We start from the raw sequence: 17,808 nt of genomic DNA on the forward strand, positions 1-17,808 counted from the left end.
CACCGCGAAGAAGGACGACGACGATGACGACGACGGACGCGAGCGACACGACGGACACGACCCGGGCCTCCCGGCCGGTCACCCTGTTCACCGGACAGTGGGCCGACCTGCCCTTCGAAGAGGTGGCCCGACTCGCCGGCGAGTGGGGCTACGACGGGCTGGAGATCGCCTGCTGGGGTGACCACCTGGACGTCCGGCGCGCCGCGACGGACCCGGAGTACGTCGCCGGGCGCAAGGCGATCCTGGAACGCAACGGGCTGCAGGTCTGGACGATCGCCAACCACCTGGTCGGCCAGGCCGTGTGCGACGACCCGATCGACCAGCGGCATGAGGACATCGTGCCGCCGCACGTGTGGGGCGACGGCGATCCCGAGGGCGTGCGGCAGCGTGCGGCCGAGGAACTGCAGTGGACCGCCCGTGCCGCCGCCGCGCTCGGGGTGGACACCGTCACCGGGTTCTCCGGCTCGTCGATCTGGAAGACCGTCGCCGGGTTCCCGCCCGTGCCGCCGGCGATGATCGACGCCGGGTACCAGGACTTCCACGACCGCTGGTCACCGATCCTCGACGTCTTCGAGGAGGTCGGGGTCCGGTTCGCGCTCGAGGTGCACCCGTCCGAGATCGCCTACGACTACTGGACCGCGAAGCGCACGCTCGAGGTGTTCCAGGACCGCCCGGCGTTCGGGTTCAACTTCGACCCGTCCCACTTCGTCTGGCAGGACCTGGACCCCGCCGCGTTCCTGCTCGACTTCGCCGACCGGGTGTACCACGTGCACTGCAAGGAGTCGGTGAAGCAGCTCGACGGTCGCAACGGCCGGCTCGGGTCGCACCTGCCGTGGGGCGACCCCCGGCGCGGGTGGGACTTCGTCACCGCCGGCCACGGGGACGTGCCGTGGGAGCGGGTGTTCCGCGTGCTGAACCACATCGGGTACGCCGGCCCGACCAGCGTCGAGTGGGAGGACGCCGGCATGGACCGCCTCGTCGGCGGGCCCGAGGCGCTGGCGTTCGTGCGGCGGCTCGGCACCATCGCGCCGCCGGACGCATCGTTCGACGCTGCGTTCTCGCAGTCGCGCTGACCGGGCCGCCTGCGTTCGAACGCCCCACCGCTTCCGGGCGTACCTGCTGAATCCGGGCGTACCTGGTCGTTCGTTTCGACCAGGTACGCCCGATCCCGCTCTCCATCGCCGGCGTTCTGGGAAGGACCGAGCACGCGAAGATGGGCAAGCAAGCAAGCAAGCAAGCAAGCAAGCAAGCAAGGACCGACCGAGAGGACCCGATGGCACGCACAGCTGCAGCACCCGGTGTCGCGCAGACCCCGGCGCTGCGCAACGCCGCACGTGTCCTCCGCCTGGCGCACGAGGACGGTCCGATCACCCGCGCCGAGCTCACCCGCCGCACCGGACTCAACCGCTCAACCACGCTCACGCTCGTCGGCGAACTGGTCGAACTCGGGCTGGTGCACGAGGACGTGCCCGGGACCGGCAGCACGAGTGCTGGCGTCGGCCGCCCGAGCCCGGTGGTCCGTGCCTCGGCGGAGGTGGTCGCGGTCGCCGTCACGGTCGAGGTGGACGCCGTGACCGTCGCACTCGTCGGACTCGACGGCAGCGTGCGCACCCGCGCGGTGGCGGCGAGCGAGAGCGCCCCGACCGCTGCCGAGGCGGTCGAGACCATCGCCGGACTCCTGGACGAGTTGATCGCCGGGGAAGGCCCGCCCACGCGGATCGCCGGAATCGGTGTCGCGGTCCCCGGGACCGTGCGGGTCGAGGACGGCGTGGTCCGCTACGCGCCGCACCTCGGCTGGCACGACGAACCGATCGCCCGTCCCCTCGCCGAGCGCACCGGTCTGCCGGTCCGGGCCGCGAACGACGCGAACTCCGGCGCCTGGGCGGAGCGGCTGTACGGCAGTGGCCGCGGAGTCGACGACCTGATCTACCTCAACGGTGGCGCGAGCGGTATCGGCGGCGGCGTCATCAGTGCCGCTCGGCCCCTCAGCGGTGCGGACGGTTACGCCGGCGAGCTCGGTCACACCTTCGTCGCAGCGAACGGTGTCCGTTGTCACTGCGGTGCTGTCGGGTGTCTCGAGACCGAGGCGTCGCGTGATGCCCTGGTCGCTGCCGCCGGCGTCGCCTCGGACGACCCGTCAGCGCTCGCCGCGGCGCTCGCGCAGCGCCGTCCCGAGGTCGAGCGGGTGGTCGACCTCCAGGTCACGGCCCTCGCGACCGCACTCCGCAATGCCATCCACACCGTCAACCCCGAGGTGGTCGTCCTCGGTGGGTTCCTCGGAGTGCTCCTCGGCCACGTCGGGAACCGCATCGAGGCCGAGGTCCGGGCCCAGTCGATGGCTGCCGTGACCGAGCGGCTGCGCATCGCACCGGCGGCGCTCGGTGCCGATGTCCTGCTCCGAGGCGCTGCTGAACTCGGGTTCCGTGATCTGCTGCGCGACCCGACGGCAGCGCGGCTCAGACCGGCCACCGCGGCGACCGCGGCGACCACGGCGACCACGGCCACCACGCCCGCGGCATCCGCCGCCGCCCCCTCCACCACCCTCACGTCCGGCCGCGACGACGCGGCCGAGGAAGCGAGAACCGCATGACCTCCACCCAGCGCACCAGTGTCCTGCTCGGCACCCAGGACCTCACCGTCGAGGACCGCCCCGTCCCCGCCGTCGACGCCGGCGACGTGCTCGTCCGGGTCGCCGCCGTGGGCGTCTGCGGCTCCGACGTGCACTACTACCGCCACGGCCGCATCGGCGACTTCGTCGTCGAGGAACCCCTCGTCCTCGGCCACGAACTCTCCGGCACGATCGAGGCGGTCGGCGAGGGCGTCGACCCGTCCCGCGTGGGGGAGCGCGTGGCCATCGAGCCGCAGCGCCCCTGCCACCGCTGCGCGCAGTGCCTGGCCGGTCGCTACAACCTCTGCCCGCACATGCGCTTCTACGCGACGCCGCCGGTCGACGGCGCCTTCACCGAGTTGGTCACGATCGAGTCCGAGTTCGCGCACGTCCTGCCCGACTCCGTCTCGTTCGAGGCAGGTGCGCTCCTCGAGCCCCTGTCGGTCGGCATCGCCGCCGTCCGCAAGGCCGGCATCGTGCCCGGTTCGTCGGTGCTGATCGCCGGTGCCGGTCCGATCGGCATCATCTGCGCGCAGGTCGCGAAGGCATTCGGTGCATCGCGCATCGTCGTCAGCGACCTGGTCCCGGAGCGCCGTGCGCGGGCCCTGGAGTTCGGCGCCACCGAGGTCGTCGACCCCACCGCCGTGTCCGTCGCGTCCGACATCGTCCCCGTCGACGCGTTCATCGACGCCAGCGGTGCGCCCCGTGCGGTCTCGGACGGCATCAAGGCGGTCGGTCCGGCGGGTGCCGCGGTGCTGGTCGGGCTCGGCAACTCCGAGATGACCCTGCCGGTCGAGCACATCCAGAACCTCGAGGTCACGGTCACCGGGATCTTCCGGTACACGAACACGTGGCCGGTGGCGATCCAGCTGGTCGCGTCCGGGCAGGTCGACCTCGACTCGCTCGTCACCGGCCGGTTCGGGCTCGACGACGTCCGCGAGGCTCTCGAGAGCGACACCGACCCGGAGTCGCTCAAGTCCGTCGTCTACCCCGGCGGCGTCCCGGCCTGAGCCGGCACGGTGCGGGCTTCGCTGGCCCGGGCCGCGTTGCGTGCCCGGTGCGGTGTTGCCGCGGGGCACGGTGCGTGGAAGTGCGCACCGGGTGACGACGTGGGCACGGTGCGGGCGGGAGGCGCGGCGCCGGGCTGCCCCGTGCCTCCCGTCCGGCACGGTGCAGGGTCTGTCGGACGGTGCGGTCTCGGCCGCTTGGTGCGGCGTTGCAGCCGGGCACGGTACGTGGAAGCTCGCACCGGGTGACGACGTGCGCACGGTGCGGACGGGAGGCGCAGGGCCGGGCTGCGACGTGCCTCCCGTCCGGCACGGTGCGGGCTTCGCCGGCCCGGGCATCGTTGGCCGCCCGGTGCGGCATTGCGGCCGGGCACGGTGCGTGGAAGCTCGCACCGGGTGACGGCGCGCGCACGGTGCGGACGGGAGGTGCGGGGCCGGGCCGCCCCGCGCCTCCCGTCCGGCACGGTGCCGGCTTCGCCGACCCGGGCCGCGTTGCGTGCCCGGTGCGGCATTGCGGCCGGGCACGGTGCGTGGAAGCTCGCACCGGGTGACGACGTGCGCACGGTGCGGACGGGAGGCGCAGGGCCGGGCCACGACGTGCCTCCCGTCCGGCACGGTGCACGGTCTGTCGGACGGTGCGGTCTCGGCCGCTTGGTTCGGCGTTGCAGCCGGGCACGGTACGTGGAAGCTCGCACCGGGTGACGACGTGCGCACGGTGCGGACGGGAGGCGCGGGGCCGGGCCGCGACGTGCCTCCCGTCCGGCACGGTGCAGGCTTCGCTGGCTCGGGCCGCGTTGCGTGCCCGGTGCGGTGTTGCGGCGGGGCACGGTGCGTGGAAGTGCGCACCGGGTGACGACGCGCGCACGGTGCGGACGGGAGGCGCGGCGCCAGGCCGCCCCGCGCCTCCCGTCCGGCACGGTGCAGGCTTCGCCGGCCCGGGCCACGTTGCGTGCCCGGTGCGGCATTGCGGCCGGGCACGGTACGTGGAAGCTCGCACCGGGTGACGGCGCGCGCACGGTGCGGACGGGCGGCGCGGGGCCGGGCCACGACGTGCCTCCCGTCCCGCACGTGACCCGGAACGGGGCCACCGCCGCGTCACCGGGACGCGCTACGGTTCGCGCATGACCGCTTCACCGGCCGCCGTCGTGCCGCAGCGCACCGACCGGCGCGCGCTCGTCTCCTGGGCGCTCTGGGACTGGGGGTCGGCCGCGTTCAACGCGGTCGTCACCACCTTCGTGTTCAGCACGTACCTGGCGAGCCGGGCGTTCGTGGACCCGGCGCTCGTCGGCGACACGTCGGCGGCGGGCAAGGCGATCGTGGAGCGGGAGCTCGCGCACAACGCCGCCGTCGTGTCGACCGCACTGACCATCGCGGGGATCGTCGTCGCGCTCGTGGCGCCGGCCATGGGGCGGCTCGCGGACTCGTCCGGACACCGCCGTCGCTCCGTCCTCATCGCCACGATCGGTGTCGCGCTGTCGATCGGCGGCATGGTCTTCGTCGCGCCGAGCCAGCCGTACCTGTTCCTCGGCGCAGCCCTGCTCGGCATCGGCACCGTGGCCTACGAGATCGCGACCGTCGGGTACAACGCCATGCTCGGGCAGGTCGCCTCCGGGGAACGCACCGGCCGGGTGTCCGCCATCGGGTGGGCGGCTGGGTACTTCGGCGGGATCGTGCTGCTCGTGCTGCTGCTCGTGCTCTGCATCCAGGACTTCCGGGGCGACGGGGTCGTCGGCGGGCTCCTGCAGCTGCCGGCGACCGTCGCCACCGGGCAGTGGGACGTCCGCGTCGCGATCGGCATCGCCGCCGTCTGGCTGGCCGTCAGCTCGATCCCGCTGTTCCTCACCGTGCCCGAGGCAGTGCCGGACCGCACCCGCGGCGGTGGCGTGTTCGGCGCCTACGCGGACCTCGGTCGCGACATCGCACGGCTCTGGCGCGAGCGGCGCAACGTCCTGGCGTTCCTGCTCGCCAGCGCGGTGTTCCGCGACGGCGTCGGTGCCGTCTTCACGTTCGGCGGGATCGTCGCCGCCCAGGTGTTCGGGTTCACGCCGTCCCAGGTCATCCTGTTCGCCATCGCCGCGAACGTCGTGGCCGGCATCGCGACGTTCGTCTCCGGACGCCTCGACGACCGGTTCGGGTCGCGTGCGCTCATCATGGTCTCGCTCGTCGGACTCGCCGTCTGCGGGGTCGGGGTCTTCGCCGCCGGCAACGAGACGCAGTGGTTCTGGGTGCTCGGGCTGACCCTCGCGGTGTTCGTCGGCCCGGTGCAGTCGTCGTCGCGTGCCCACCTGGCGCGGTTGACGACCCCCGGCCGCGAAGGCGAGCTCTTCGGCCTCTACGCCACTACCGGTCGCGCCGCGTCGTTCCTCGCGCCGGCGCTGTTCGGCGTCGCGGTGACCGTCGGTGGGTCCACCCGGTTCGGGATCCTCGGCGTGGTCGTCGTGCTCATCGCCGGGCTGGTGCTTATGGCCTTCGTCAAGCGGGAGCCGCAGGTGGTGCAGGGCTGACAGCCGGCCTGGGCCTCGTCCGCGGCGTGCGGGGCTGAGGCACGGCGTGCCGTCGGCCCGGGCCTGGAGGCACGGTGCCGGTCCGTCCACAGGCTGCGGTTGTGCGCACGGTTGGGCACAGGACCGTGCTCGCGTCGGACGCCACGGGCTTGGGTGCGCCAGGATGGGTCCATGACCGACCAGCGCATCGCCGTCGTCGTCCTCGCCGCCGGGCAGGGCACGCGCATGAAGTCGTCCACGCCCAAGGTGCTGCACCGGCTCGCCGGGCTGCCGCTCATCGGGCACGTGCTGCGCACGGCGTCGTCGCTCAGCCCCGAGCACGTCGCCGTGGTCGTGCGGCACGAGCGTGATCGTGTCGCGGCCGAGGTCGTCGAGCGCGCCCCTGACGCGATCATCGTCGACCAGGACGCCATCCCCGGCACCGGCCGTGCGGTCGAGGTGGCGGTCGACGCCCTGCCCGCCGACTTCGACGGTGCCGTCGTCGTGCTCTCCGGCGACGTGCCGCTGCTCGACGCGGCGTCGCTCCGCCTGCTCGTCGACGCCCACGTCGGTGCCGCCAACGGGGCGACCTTCGTCAGCGCGATCGCCCCCGACCCGACGGGCCTCGGACGGATCGTGCGTGATGGCGCTGGCGCCTTCGTCAGCGTCGTCGAGCACAAGGACGCGACGGCCGAGCAGCTGGCCATCACCGAGGCGAACGCGGGCATCTACGCGTTCGACGTCGCGCGGTTGCGGGCGGTCCTGCCGTCGCTCACCACGGCGAACGCGCAGGGCGAGAAGTACATCACCGACGCCCCCGCGCTGATCAGTGAGCGCGGCGGGCGCATCGACGTCGTCACCCTGACCGACCCGTGGCTCGTCGCCGGCATCAACGACCGTGCGCAGCTCTCCGACGCTGCGCGCGAGCTCAACGCCCGCATCGTCCGCGGCCACCAGCTCGCCGGTGTCACCGTGCAGGACCCGGCGACCACCTGGATCGACCTCGACGTCACCATCGAGCCCGACGCCGAAGTCCTGCCCGGCACCCAGCTCATCGGTGCCACCGCGATCGCCGCCGGTGCCGTCGTCGGTCCGGACACCACGCTGCGCGACACCGAGGTCGGTGCCCGCGCCACGGTCAACCGCGTCGACGCCACCCTCGCGGTGATCGGGGACGGCGCCTCGGTCGGCCCGTTCGCCTACCTGCGGCCCGGCACGATCCTCGGCGACGACGGCAAGATCGGCACCTTCGTCGAGACGAAGAACGCCCGGATCGGTCGCGGCAGCAAGGTCCCGCACCTGTCCTACATCGGCGACGCCGAGGTGGGCGAGGACTCGAACATCGGCGCGAACACCATCACCGCGAACTACGACGGCGTGCACAAGCACCGAACCGAGGTCGGCTCGAACGTCCGTACAGGCTCGCACAACGTGTTCGTCGCCCCCGTTAGGATTGGTGACGGTGCGTACACCGGCGCCGGGACCACCGTCCGCAAGGACGTTCCGGCAGGATCGCTCGCGATCAGCTACGCCCCACAGCGCAACACCGACGGATGGGTCGAGGAACACCGACCCGGCACACCGGCGGCCGAGGCTGCTCGGCTCGCGAACGGCGAATAGATCCTGGCGACCACCCGTCGCCGACATCGACCCCTCGTGGGTCAGGGAGTGAGCACCGCACTTGTCCGGAATCAAGACAACCGGCCAGAAACGACTCGTCCTCGTCTCGGGGCGAGCACACCCGGCGCTCTCTGCCGAGATCGCGGAGGAGCTCGGGGTCGACCTCGTGCCGACCGATGCACGGACGTTCGCGAACGGTGAGCTCTACGCCCGCTTCGACGAGTCGGTCCGTGGCTGCGACGCCTTCGTCATCCAGTCGCACACCGCGCCGATCAACGAGTGGCTCATGGAGCAGCTCATCATGGTCGATGCCCTGAAGCGTGCCTCGGCGAAGCGCATCACCGTCGTGGCGCCGTTCTACCCCTACGCCCGCCAGGACAAGAAGGGCCGCGGCCGCGAGCCGATCTCGGCTCGCCTCGTCGCCGACCTGTTCAAGGCTGCCGGCGCGCACCGCATCATGAGCGTCGACCTGCACGCTGCGCAGATCCAGGGCTTCTTCGACGGCCCCGTCGACCACCTGTTCGCGATGCCGGTGCTGCTCGAGCGCTTCCGCCAGATCCTCGACCCGAAGACGCTCACCGTCGTGTCGCCGGACATGGGCCGCGTCCGTGTCGCCGACATCTGGTCCGAGAAGCTCGGCGCGCCGCTCGCCATCATCCACAAGCGTCGCGACCCGCTCGTGCCGAACCAGGTCTCGGTGCACGAGATCGTCGGTGACGTCAGCGGTCGCGTCTGCCTGCTCGTCGACGACCTGATCGACACCGGCCGCACGATCGCGAAGGCTGCCGAGGCGCTCAAGGACGCCGGCGCCACGGGTGTCGTCGTCGCCGCGACCCACGCCGTGTTCTCCGACCCCGCCACCGAGCTGCTGCAGAGCGAGTTCATCGACCGCGTGGTCGTGACGGACACCCTGCCCCTGCCGATGGACAAGCGCTGGGACCGCCTCGAGGTGCTGCCGATCGCGCCGCTCATCGCCCGTGCCATCCACGAGGTCTTCGACGACGGTTCCGTGACGTCGATGTTCGACGGCGCAGCGTAGCGAGCCGTCGACCCATGGGCACAGCGCACGGCGCAGGACCATCTCCGCGACGTGACGTGTCCCGTTGCCCGTGGTGACCCATCCCGCGCGTGACGCCCTCGCGGCCCGGCTCCGGGCCGCGGGGAGCGTCTTCGCCGAGGACGAAGCCGACCTGCTGCTCGAGGCCGGTGACGGTGAGCCGGTGCGACTCCGCGCCCTGGTGCAGCGTCGGCTGGCCGGTGAGCCGCTCGAGTACGTGCTCGGCTGGGCCGCCTTCGACGGGCACCGCATCCGGGTGACCCCCGGGGTCTTCGTGCCGCGATCCCGCACCACCGTCGTCGTCGAGCAGGCTGCGCGTCGGCTGCAGCGCTACGACCGCGTGGTCGACCTGTGCTGCGGCGCGGGTGCGATCTCGGTCGCCCTGTTCGGTCGAGTCGGCGCGCTCGACCTCGTCGCCACCGACATCGACCCGGACGCCGTCGACGTCGCGGCCGAGAACATCGGCGACCGCGGCATCGTCGTCGCAGGCGATCTGTTCGCGCCGTTGCCCGAGCGGTTCCGCGGGGCCGTGGCGGTCATCGCGGTGAACGCCCCGTACGTGCCGACGGCGTCGATCGCGTTGATGCCGACCGAGGCCCGGGAACACGAGCACCGCATCGCCCTCGACGGTGGTGCGGACGGTCTCGACCTGCACCGTCGGATCGCCGCGAGCGCGGGGGAGTGGCTCCGGCCCGGTGGCGCGGTCGTCATCGAGGTGTCCGAAGCCCAGGCCGAGGCGTCCGCCGCTGCGTTCGCGGCCGCCGGCTTCACCACCGCCGTCGAGCGGGACGCCGAGGTCGACGGCACCTGCATCGTCGCGACCCTGCCCGCCTGACCGCACCCTGCCCGCCGGTGCCCGGTGCCCGGTGCCCGGTGCCCGGTGCCCGGTGCTCGGTGCCCGGCGCCCGGCCCCTGCCGCCGAGTGGTCACGACATGCTGCTCAGGTTCGCCGGGGCGGCACGAAGTGTCGCCTGCGCGTCCGCGAACCGACGCTTCCTGCACCCCCAGCGCGACGCATGTGGCGTGTCACGCGACCGGGGTGAGGGGCGGGGCGGGCCGGCACCGGTCCTCCAGGCCGTCGGGCGACCGGAGCACGCCTGCGACCAGTGGTCACGACATGCCGCTCAGGTTCGCCGGGGCGGCGCGAAGTGTCGCCTGCGCGCCCGCGAACCGGCGTTTCCTGCACCCTCGGCGGACCTCAGCGGGCGTGTCCCGCGACCCCGCGACCCTGCGACTCCGCTGCCGGAGCGTCAGCGCGCGTCGACCGTCACCGTGTGCCAGCCCGTCGCCCCGTTCGGCGCCGGCGGCCGGTCCACGCTCGTCTGCACCTCGCCGTCCGCACTGGTCGCGCGCACCTCGATGCGGTGCGAGCCGGAGGTCGGCGTCCACAGCACCACCCACTGCCGCCAGGTGTCCGCGGAGACCGAATCGGCGAGCTCGGCGCGCTGCCAGTCGCCGCCTCCGACGCGGACCTCGACGGCCTTCACGCCCTTGTGCGGCTGCCACGCGACCCCGGCGATCGCCACCGGCTTGCCCGCGGTCACGGTCGACCCGTTCCGCGGGGTGTCGATGCGGGACTCGAGCTTGACCGGGCCACGCTCCGACCAGCCGCGCGGGGTCCAGTAGCCCTGCGCGTCGGCGAAGCGGGTGACCTCGAGCTCGGTGACCCACTTCGTCGCCGAGACGTACCCGAACAGCCCCGGCACGACCATCCGCACGGGGAACCCGTGCTCGGTCGGCAGGGGTTCGCCGTTCATCCCGACCGCGAGGAGCGCCGCGGTGCCGTCGTCCTGCAGCACGTCGAGCGGGGTGCCGGCGGAGAACCCGTCGATGCTCCGTGAGAGCACCATGTCGGCGTCGCCCGTCGGACGCGCCCGGGCGAGGAGTTCGCGGATCGGGTAGCCCAGCCAGCGGGCCGTCCCGATGAGGTCACCGCCGACCTCGTTCGACACGCAGCTCAGCGTGGCGACGTGCTCCTCGAGCGGCAGGGCGAGCAGCTCGTCCCACGTCAGCGTGATCTCGTTCTCCACCGCTCCGTGGATCCGGAGCGACCAGTCGGCGGGGTCGACCATGGGCACGCGCAGGGCCGTGTCGATCCGGTAGAAGTCAGCGTTCGGCGTGATGTACGGGGTGATGCCGTCGACGTCGAGCGACGCACCGGCGGGGACCGCCGGTGCCGCGGTCGCCGCCGCGGGCAGCCGGATGGCCCGCCGGGCAGCAGCGGCCGCCTGCATCGCGGACGACCCGAGCCGGGAGGCGGTGCCCACCACGACCGCGAGGCTCGCCGTCGCGACGCCCCAGATCAAGAACGTCCGGCGCTCCGCCGAGGCGGGTCGCGGGGACGCTGACGGCACGGCAGCCGCTGCTTCCCACCGTCGCAGCCGCTGGAGCAGCAGGCGCAGGACGACCACGGCCGCGGCGATCCCGAGGACCGTCGGGGCGCCGTCCAGGCTCCCGCTGCCCGAGCGGGTGCTGACGGCCAACAGCGCCAGCACACCACCGGCGGCGAACACGAGCGCACCGAAGGGCGGGCGTGCGCGCTCGAGGACTCCGGCACCGGCACTGATCGCGATGACGATCACCGTCATGAGCACGAACAGGGCGACCTTGTCCCCCGTGCCGAACACGGCGACCATGAAGTCCTTCGCACCCGGGGGAGCGAGGTCGATGACCGCTGAACCGACGGCGACCAGGGGGCTGCCCGCCCCGCCGAGCAGCAGTGCGCCGAACTCGGCGACACCGAGGAACGCGGCGGCGGCCACGACGCCGACGATCGCGGCGATCAGCGTCCAACGTCGGGTCAACGGTGCATCGGGCCCGCGCGTCCCGGAGGACGGATCCGCCGTCGGTCGGCCGATCGGTTCGTCCGTCGTCTCGGTGGTCACCGCCCGAGCGTAGGTCGTCAGGCCGCTCGTGGGCTGTGTGCGGGCTTCCCCGCGCGTTCACCGGGTCCGGCCAGCAGGTGGCGCGCGCCTCGTGGGAGGATCGGACCGTGCTGCAGCGTCCGGATGGTGTCCCGCGGTCCGGTCGTGCCCGCGGCGCCGGGCGGACACCGATGTCGCCGGCACGTCGACTCGCCACCCTGCGCTGGGTCATCGTCGCCGTCTGGCTGGCACTCCTGATCACCCGGATCGTCGTCGTCTCGACGGCACCCAGCGTGGACCTGTCCTGGTACGGCATCGTCGAGTTCGGTGCGATCGGACTCGGTGTCGTGGTCATCGTGATCGCGGTGGTGCGGACCGCGACGGCACGGCGGCGGCAGGCGGACGAGGCGCTCGCGCTCGCCATCCGTCGGATCGACCCGACGGTGTGGCTGGTGCCGGCGGCGCCGACGCCCGAACTCCGCGGCGTCATCGACGAAGTCCGTCCGGACACCCACCTCGGTTCGCGCGTGACGTGGGCCTTCGGCGCCACCGAGGCCTCCCTGTGGGAACTCGACGAACGGCGGGCGACCCGGCTGCTCGTGATCCGGTGGAGTCGGGTCGTGCACGTCGGGCTCGAGGACGTGCCGGAACGGACAGACGGCTCGGGTGCCTCGCGCCGCTCGGGTGGCTCGGGTCGCGCTGGCGGCTCGGACGGTGCTCGCCGAGCCTGTGCGGTGGCGATCCACCACGTGCGGCCGGACGACACCCCGGCCGTCGCGACCTTCTTCGTCCGGACTGCACCGGGTTCGCGGCGGCTGCTCGGGCGTGGTCCGCGGCTGGACCGGCTCGTCGCCGACCTGGCACGGGAGCGCATCGTCGCCTGATGCGACGAAGGGCCCCGCGTTCGGCGAGGCCCTCCGTGCTGCGCACGCACCGACGTCGGTCGGCGGCGGGCGCGGTTCGTCAGTGCGTCGACGGCTCCTGCTCGACCTCGCGGCGGTCGTCGTCGGACCACAGCGTGTGGAAGGTGCCGTCCTTGTCGATGCGCTGGTAGGTGTGCGCTCCGAAGAAGTCGCGCTGGCCCTGGATCAGCGCTGCGGGCAGCCGGTCGGACGCGAGCGAGTCGAAGTACGACAGCGCGGACGAGAAGCCCGGCGCGGGGACACCGGATGCGGCGGCGATCCCGACGATGCGCCGCCAGGCTGCTTCGCCCTCGGCGACGGCGTTCGCGAAGTACGGGTCGACCAGCAGCGACTCGAGCTTCGGGTTCTCGTCGTACGCCTCGACGATGCGGTTCAGGAACTGCGCCCGGATGATGCAACCGCCTCGCCAGATCTTCGCGACGTTGCCGAGGTCGATGTCCCAGCCGTACTCCTTCGCCCCGGCGATGATGAGGTCGAACCCCTGCGCGTACGCGACGACCTTCGAGGCGTAGAGCGCCGCACGGACGTCGTCGGCGAAGGTGTCCGGCACCTCGGCGATCTGCGGACGGTTCTTGACCGACTGCTGCACGGCGGCACGCTGCGTCGGCTTGGACGACACCGCACGGGCGAACACGGCTTCGCCGATGCCCGACACCGGGATGCCCAGACCCACCGCGTTCTGCACGGTCCAGACGCCGGTGCCCTTCGAGCCGGCCGCGTCACGGATGACGTCGACGAGCGGCTTGCCGGTGTCGGCGTCGCGCTGCTTGAGGACCTCGCCGGTGATCTCGATCAGGTAGGACTCGAGGTCGCCCTTGTTCCACTCGTCGAAGACCTGCACCAGGTCCTCCACCGAGAGCCCGCCGACGCGACGGAGCAGGTCGTACGACTCGGCGATGAGCTGCATGTCGGCGTACTCGATGCCGTTGTGCACCATCTTGACGAAGTGCCCGGCGCCGTCGGTGCCGATGTGGGTCACGCACGGTTCACCTTCGGCCACCGCGGCGATCGACTTGAGGATCGGCCCGAGCGTCTCCCAGGCCTCCTTCGAGCCACCGGGCATGATCGACGGGCCCTTCAGCGCGCCCTCTTCACCACCGGAGATGCCCGTGCCGACGAAGTTCAGGCCCTGCTCGCGCAGATCGTGCTCACGGCGGATGGTGTCGTGGAAGTTCGCGTTGCCACCGTCGACGATGATGTCGCCCGGCTCGAACCGTTCGGCGAGCTGCCCGATCACGGCGTCGGTGCCCTTGCCGGCCTGCACCATGATGATCGCGGTGCGGGGCTTCGACAGCGACGCGACGAACCCGTCGATGTCCTCGGACGCGATGAACCCTGCGTCGCCGTGCTCCTGGAGCAGTTCCTCGGTGCGGGCGTACGTGCGGTTGTAGACCGCCACCGTGTTGCCTTCGCGCGATGCGAGGTTGCGGGCGAGGTTCGAGCCCATCACTGCGAGTCCGACGACTCCGATGTTCGCCTGACCGTTGTTGTCTGCCACGAGGGTCTCCTTTGTCCTGACGTTGGCGCCCAACCTACGACCGGTGGTCTGGGACCGCACAGGAGTTCCGGGAACTGGGGACCAGAGTTCACCGGATCAATAGTGTGGAGGGATGAGCGAGCTCGCTGTCCACCCGCCCGTCCTCGTCATGGGAGTCTCGGGCTCCGGCAAGTCCACCATCGGCCAGACCCTCACCGACGCCCTGGTCGCGCAGGGCGAACCCTGTGTCTTCGTCGACGCCGACGACCTGCACCCGGCCGCCAACAAGGAGAAGATGCGGCAGGGCACGCCGCTCACCGACGAGGACCGCTGGCCGTGGCTCGACGCCTGCGCCGAGCGGATCGCCGCGGTCGAGGCCGACGGGTCCCGGTGCGTGATGGCGAACTCAGCGCTCAAGCGCGTCTACCGGGACCGTCTGCGCGCATCCGCACCGGGGCTCGTCATCGCCTTCCTCGACGGGTCCCGCGACCTCATCGCCGAGCGGCAGTCCCACCGTCACCACGAGTACATGCCGACGACCCTGCTCGACTCGCAGTTCGCGACCCTCGAGCGGCCGCAGCCCGACGAGGCGGCGGTCGCGGTGTCGATCGACGGATCGGTCGACGACACCGTGCGGGAGATCCTCGCCGCGCTCGCGGTCACCACCGACTGACGAACGTCGACGACCTGCGACGGATCCTGGCAGTTCCTCCACAGGGCGCAGCGCGGCCGTCGTCATCCCCATCAGCCCCCTGGTCTCGTCTGCGTCGACGGGGACGCTCGTACCGTCGTTCCATGACCACGATCACTGCAGCCCGTTCAGATACCACCGTTGATACCGTCGACTCCATGGCCATGACCCTCCGACTCGACGATGCCGAGGCAGCGGCGTTGCGCAAGCGTGCTGACCTCGAGGAGCGCTCGATGCAGGACGTCGCCCGCGCCGCCATCCGCGAGTACGTCGAGCAGCACAGCCGCAGCGACCTGATCGACGGCATCCTCGACCGAGAGCTCCCGCGCTACGCCGAGGCGCTCGAACGACTCGGCAAGTGATCCACCTCACGACCGACGAGGCGTTGCACATCGCTCGTCGGACCCTGGGGGCTGACTCCGTGATCCGCGACGTCGGACTGCTCGAGGCGGCGGTCGCGCGACCCGCCGCGTCGGTAGGCGGGAACGACGCCTACCCGACACTGGTCGAGAAAGCGGCGGCGCTCGTCCACTCCGCCATCCGGAACCACGCCTTGGTCGACGGCAACAAGCGCCTCGGGCTGATGCTGCTCGTGGTCTTCCTCGGCGTGAACGGTGTCCGGCTCCACGCCTCGAACGATCAGGCGTACGACTTCATCGTCGTGATCGCGGAAGGGGAACTCGATGCCGTGACGGAGATCGCCGCTGCTCTGAGCGCGATGGTCTCGGACGCCTGACCGGCCGCTCGGACGGACGGCGGTCAGCGATCAGCGGCGCACCGCACTGATCGCCCCGTGCGGCCGGTGCTCCGGAGCCGTGCGGGTGTGGACGTCCGCGACGTCGAACCCCGCTTCGTCCAGCAGTGCCGCCAGGGACGCGACCGGCCAGCGGTACGCGGTGACGACCGCGTGGTCGAAGGCCTCGACCGCGGCGCCCTCGAAGAACCCGAGCAACAGCCCACCACCGGGGGCGAGCACCCGACAGAACTCGGCGAGTGCCCCACCGATCTGCGATGGGTCGTGGTGGATCACCGAGTACCAGGCGAGGACCCCGTCGACGCTGCCGTCCGCCAGCGGCAGCGCGTCGAGCGACCCGACCCGGAAGTCGAGGTCCGCGTCCACAGCGCCGTGCGTCCGTCGTGCGTGCTCGACGAACTGCGGCACCGCGTCGATGCCGGTGACGCGGTGCCCCTGCCGTGCGAGGTGCGCCGTCCAGTGCCCGGGACCGCACCCGGCGTCGACCAGGGGACCGCTGCGACCGGCTGCCCAGGCGTCGACGAGGGCTCGGTCGTCGGGGTGGACGGCGCTCATCGACCCGAGCAGTGCCGCGTACTCATCGGCCCGAGCGCCGTACGCCGCCGTCACCCGCTCCGTCATGTGCCCGACGGTACCGGCGCATCACCGAACCGTGCGAGGTTCCGTGTCCCGTGCGACCCGGCAACCTCGCCCCAGGCACGGAACCTCGCACCACGCGGCCACCAGCGCGCCGCACCTCGCACCACGCGGCCACCAGCGCGCCGCACCCCGCACCACGCGGCCACCCCCCCCCGCTCAGAGCTTGAACGTCGCCTTCGGGATGTCGGACACGATGCGCCGGGCCGTGTGCACGGCGTCCTCCTCCGAGATCTGGTGCGTGACCACGAGTGACGCCAGGTACGCCGCGTCCGCCCGCCGAGCCATGTCGTGCCGCGCCGGGATCGAGCAGTACGCGCGGGTGTCGTCGATGAACCCGGAGGTCTTGGCGAACGACGCCGAGTCGGTGACGGCCGAGCGGTAGCGCCCGATGGCGGCCGGGGTGTCGATGAACCACCACGGCGCGCCCGCGTACACGGCGGGGTAGAAGCCTGCGAGCGGCCCGATCTCGCGCGAGAAGACGGTCTCGTCGACGGTGAACAGCACCAGGTGGAACCCGGGAGCGGTGCCGAAGGACTCGAGCAGCGGCCGGAGCGGCTCGGTGAAGGACCCGACGGCCGGCAGGTCGTGGCCGGTGTCCGGCCCGAAGCGCTCGAGCGTCGGGGTGTGGTGGTTCCGGATCACCCCGGGGTGCAGCTGCATGACGAGGCCGTCCTCGACGCTCATCTCGGCCCAGCGGTAGAGCATGTCGTGGCGGTACGCCGTCGCCTCGGCATCGGTGACCGAGGACGCATCCCGCAGCGCCGCCGCGTGGATGCGTTCCCGCTCGCTCGACGACAGTGGGGCGGAGCCCGCGTCGAGCACCCCGGTGTCCGTGGCGGTCGCGCCGTGCTCGATGAAGTGGTGGCGACGTGCGCGGAGCGCCGCCAACAGCCCTGCGTGGGTACCCGTGTCGATGCCGGCGGCCTCGCCGATCGACGCGACCACGGGCCTCCAGTCCGACCGCGTCGGGTCGAACACGGCGTCCGCGCGGAACGTCGGGAGGACCCGGCCGGTGAAGCCGGGGTCGGCGGCGAGCTGCGCGTGCGCAGCGAGGTCGTCCGCCGGGCCGTCCGTGGTGGCGAGGACCTCGATCCCGAAGGCGTCGAAGAGCGCGCGTGGCCGGAAGGCGGGGGATGCCAGCAGGCCGGCGATGTGGTCGTACTGGTCGTCCGCGTTCGCCGCGGACGGTGCCTGGTCGAGCCCGAACACGTCGTGGAGCTCCGTCTCGAACCAGTAGCGCACGGGGGTCCCGAGGAAGTCGTCCCAGTGCTCCGCCAGCTGCCGCCAGACGGCACGGCCTGGCGGCGTCGGCTCAGCGGCATCGCGCCAGCGATGCGCCGACGCCGCCGGGCGAGCCTGCGAGCCCGGGCGGGGCCCCGACAGGTCCGCGCGTCCCAGCGCGGCCAGGTCCACCCCGTTCGCGTGCAGCAGGCGGAGCACGTAGTGGTCGGGCGTGATGAGCAGCGACGCGGGGTCGCTGAACGGCTGGTCCGCGGCGATCAGTGCAGCATCGACGTGCCCGTGCGGCGAGATGATCGGGGCGTCCTTGACCGCCTCGTACACGGTGCGTGCCACGGCTCGGGCCCCGGGGTCGGCGGGGAACAGCCGGTCGGCGTGCGGCGCGAGCCGGGTGGGGGTGCTGGTGCGGGTCATCATCGACTCCTTCGGGGCGGCGAGTTCGGGGC

Annotated in this window: 15 protein-coding genes; 11 read left to right on the forward strand and 4 right to left on the reverse strand. The window is 72.3% G+C overall.

Features of this window, described 5'->3' with window-relative positions; translation table 11 throughout:
- The first annotated feature begins 23 nt into the window (after positions 1-23).
- The 7 genes from ASF75_RS15320 (at position 24) to ASF75_RS15350 (ending at position 9,610) form a co-directional block, all read left to right on the forward strand.
- Complete coding sequence (locus ASF75_RS15320) at positions 24-1,073, forward strand: sugar phosphate isomerase/epimerase family protein (protein ID WP_056072784.1); 1,050 nt, start codon at positions 24-26, stop codon at positions 1,071-1,073.
- A 200-nt stretch (positions 1,074-1,273) separates the two neighbouring features.
- Positions 1,274-2,590, forward strand: a complete 1,317-nt coding sequence (locus ASF75_RS15325; RefSeq protein WP_056072786.1) for an ROK family transcriptional regulator — start codon at positions 1,274-1,276, stop codon at positions 2,588-2,590.
- Complete coding sequence (locus ASF75_RS15330) at positions 2,587-3,618, forward strand: NAD(P)-dependent alcohol dehydrogenase (protein ID WP_017886779.1); 1,032 nt, start codon at positions 2,587-2,589, stop codon at positions 3,616-3,618. Before ASF75_RS15325 ends, ASF75_RS15330 begins: the two co-directional genes overlap by 4 nt.
- 1,118 nt (positions 3,619-4,736) lie before the next feature.
- A complete protein-coding gene (locus tag ASF75_RS15335; protein ID WP_056072789.1) occupies positions 4,737-6,119 on the forward strand; it encodes an MFS transporter in 1,383 nt (460 codons plus the stop codon).
- Positions 6,120-6,290: 171 nt separating this feature from the next.
- Complete coding sequence (glmU, locus tag ASF75_RS15340) at positions 6,291-7,718, forward strand: bifunctional UDP-N-acetylglucosamine diphosphorylase/glucosamine-1-phosphate N-acetyltransferase GlmU (RefSeq protein WP_056072793.1); 1,428 nt, start codon at positions 6,291-6,293, stop codon at positions 7,716-7,718.
- A 61-nt stretch (positions 7,719-7,779) separates the two neighbouring features.
- Positions 7,780-8,757, forward strand: a complete 978-nt coding sequence (locus ASF75_RS15345; RefSeq protein WP_017886775.1) for a ribose-phosphate diphosphokinase — start codon at positions 7,780-7,782, stop codon at positions 8,755-8,757.
- Positions 8,758-8,830: 73 nt separating this feature from the next.
- A complete protein-coding gene (locus tag ASF75_RS15350; RefSeq protein WP_308159307.1) occupies positions 8,831-9,610 on the forward strand; it encodes a putative protein N(5)-glutamine methyltransferase in 780 nt (259 codons plus the stop codon).
- A 415-nt stretch (positions 9,611-10,025) separates the two neighbouring features.
- Here ASF75_RS15350 and ASF75_RS15355 read toward each other — a convergent pair whose 3' ends face one another.
- On the reverse strand, positions 10,026-11,660 hold the full coding sequence (locus ASF75_RS15355; RefSeq protein WP_082509790.1) for a molybdopterin-dependent oxidoreductase: 1,635 nt from the start codon (positions 11,658-11,660) through the stop codon (positions 10,026-10,028).
- A 107-nt stretch (positions 11,661-11,767) separates the two neighbouring features.
- On the opposite strand from ASF75_RS15355, the gene ASF75_RS15360 reads away from it, so the two are divergent.
- Entirely contained in the window at positions 11,768-12,523 is a 756-nt protein-coding gene (locus tag ASF75_RS15360) for a hypothetical protein (protein ID WP_042537736.1), read from the forward strand.
- 79 nt (positions 12,524-12,602) lie between these two features.
- On the opposite strand, the gene gndA is transcribed toward ASF75_RS15360, so the two are convergent.
- Complete coding sequence (gene gndA / locus ASF75_RS15365; RefSeq protein WP_082046825.1) at positions 12,603-14,060, reverse strand: NADP-dependent phosphogluconate dehydrogenase; 1,458 nt, start codon at positions 14,058-14,060, stop codon at positions 12,603-12,605.
- 112 nt (positions 14,061-14,172) lie between these two features.
- Here gndA and ASF75_RS15370 point away from each other — a divergent pair, with 112 nt between their 5' ends.
- The 3 genes from ASF75_RS15370 to ASF75_RS15380 all read left to right on the forward strand — a co-directional run bounded on the left by ASF75_RS15370 (position 14,173) and on the right by ASF75_RS15380 (position 15,466).
- The gene (locus tag ASF75_RS15370) at positions 14,173-14,712 is read left to right on the forward strand and encodes a gluconokinase (protein WP_017886770.1); all 540 of its coding nucleotides are present in this window, start codon (positions 14,173-14,175) and stop codon (positions 14,710-14,712) included.
- Between the two features lie 176 nt (positions 14,713-14,888).
- Positions 14,889-15,092, forward strand: coding sequence for a ribbon-helix-helix protein, CopG family (locus ASF75_RS15375; protein ID WP_017886769.1), 204 nt, complete (start codon positions 14,889-14,891; stop codon positions 15,090-15,092).
- The gene (locus tag ASF75_RS15380) at positions 15,089-15,466 is read left to right on the forward strand and encodes a type II toxin-antitoxin system death-on-curing family toxin (protein WP_056072800.1); all 378 of its coding nucleotides are present in this window, start codon (positions 15,089-15,091) and stop codon (positions 15,464-15,466) included. The genes ASF75_RS15375 and ASF75_RS15380 overlap by 4 nt, the downstream gene beginning before the upstream one ends.
- Before the next feature lie 30 nt (positions 15,467-15,496).
- Here the strand turns inward: ASF75_RS15380 and ASF75_RS15385 are convergent, their stop codons facing one another.
- Both ASF75_RS15385 and uxaC read right to left on the reverse strand, forming a co-directional pair.
- Complete coding sequence (locus ASF75_RS15385; RefSeq protein ID WP_056072803.1) at positions 15,497-16,105, reverse strand: class I SAM-dependent methyltransferase; 609 nt, start codon at positions 16,103-16,105, stop codon at positions 15,497-15,499.
- A 174-nt stretch (positions 16,106-16,279) separates the two neighbouring features.
- Positions 16,280-17,776 (reverse strand): glucuronate isomerase, encoded by a 1,497-nt coding sequence (uxaC, locus tag ASF75_RS15390; RefSeq protein WP_056072807.1) that lies wholly within the window; start codon positions 17,774-17,776, stop codon positions 16,280-16,282.
- Positions 17,777-17,808: the final 32 nt, after the last annotated feature.

This window comes from Curtobacterium sp. Leaf154, from assembly GCF_001424595.1.
Taxonomy (GTDB): Bacteria; Actinomycetota; Actinomycetes; order Actinomycetales; family Microbacteriaceae; genus Curtobacterium; species Curtobacterium poinsettiae.

What these genes read in the sequence shown, in the direction of transcription:
- ASF75_RS15320 (WP_056072784.1), top strand. Translation starts at nt 24, where the DNA reads ATGACGACGACGGACGCGAGCGACACGACGGACACGACCCGGGCCTCC.
- ASF75_RS15325 (WP_056072786.1), top strand. Translation starts at nt 1,274, where the DNA reads ATGGCACGCACAGCTGCAGCACCCGGTGTCGCGCAGACCCCGGCGCTG.
- ASF75_RS15330 (WP_017886779.1), top strand. Translation starts at nt 2,587, where the DNA reads ATGACCTCCACCCAGCGCACCAGTGTCCTGCTCGGCACCCAGGACCTC.
- ASF75_RS15335 (WP_056072789.1), top strand. Translation starts at nt 4,737, where the DNA reads ATGACCGCTTCACCGGCCGCCGTCGTGCCGCAGCGCACCGACCGGCGC.
- glmU (WP_056072793.1), top strand. Translation starts at nt 6,291, where the DNA reads ATGACCGACCAGCGCATCGCCGTCGTCGTCCTCGCCGCCGGGCAGGGC.
- ASF75_RS15370 (WP_017886770.1), top strand. Translation starts at nt 14,173, where the DNA reads ATGAGCGAGCTCGCTGTCCACCCGCCCGTCCTCGTCATGGGAGTCTCG.
- ASF75_RS15375 (WP_017886769.1), top strand. Translation starts at nt 14,889, where the DNA reads ATGGCCATGACCCTCCGACTCGACGATGCCGAGGCAGCGGCGTTGCGC.
- ASF75_RS15385 (WP_056072803.1), bottom strand. Translation starts at nt 16,105, where the DNA reads ATGACGGAGCGGGTGACGGCGGCGTACGGCGCTCGGGCCGATGAGTAC.
- uxaC (WP_056072807.1), bottom strand. Translation starts at nt 17,776, where the DNA reads ATGACCCGCACCAGCACCCCCACCCGGCTCGCGCCGCACGCCGACCGG.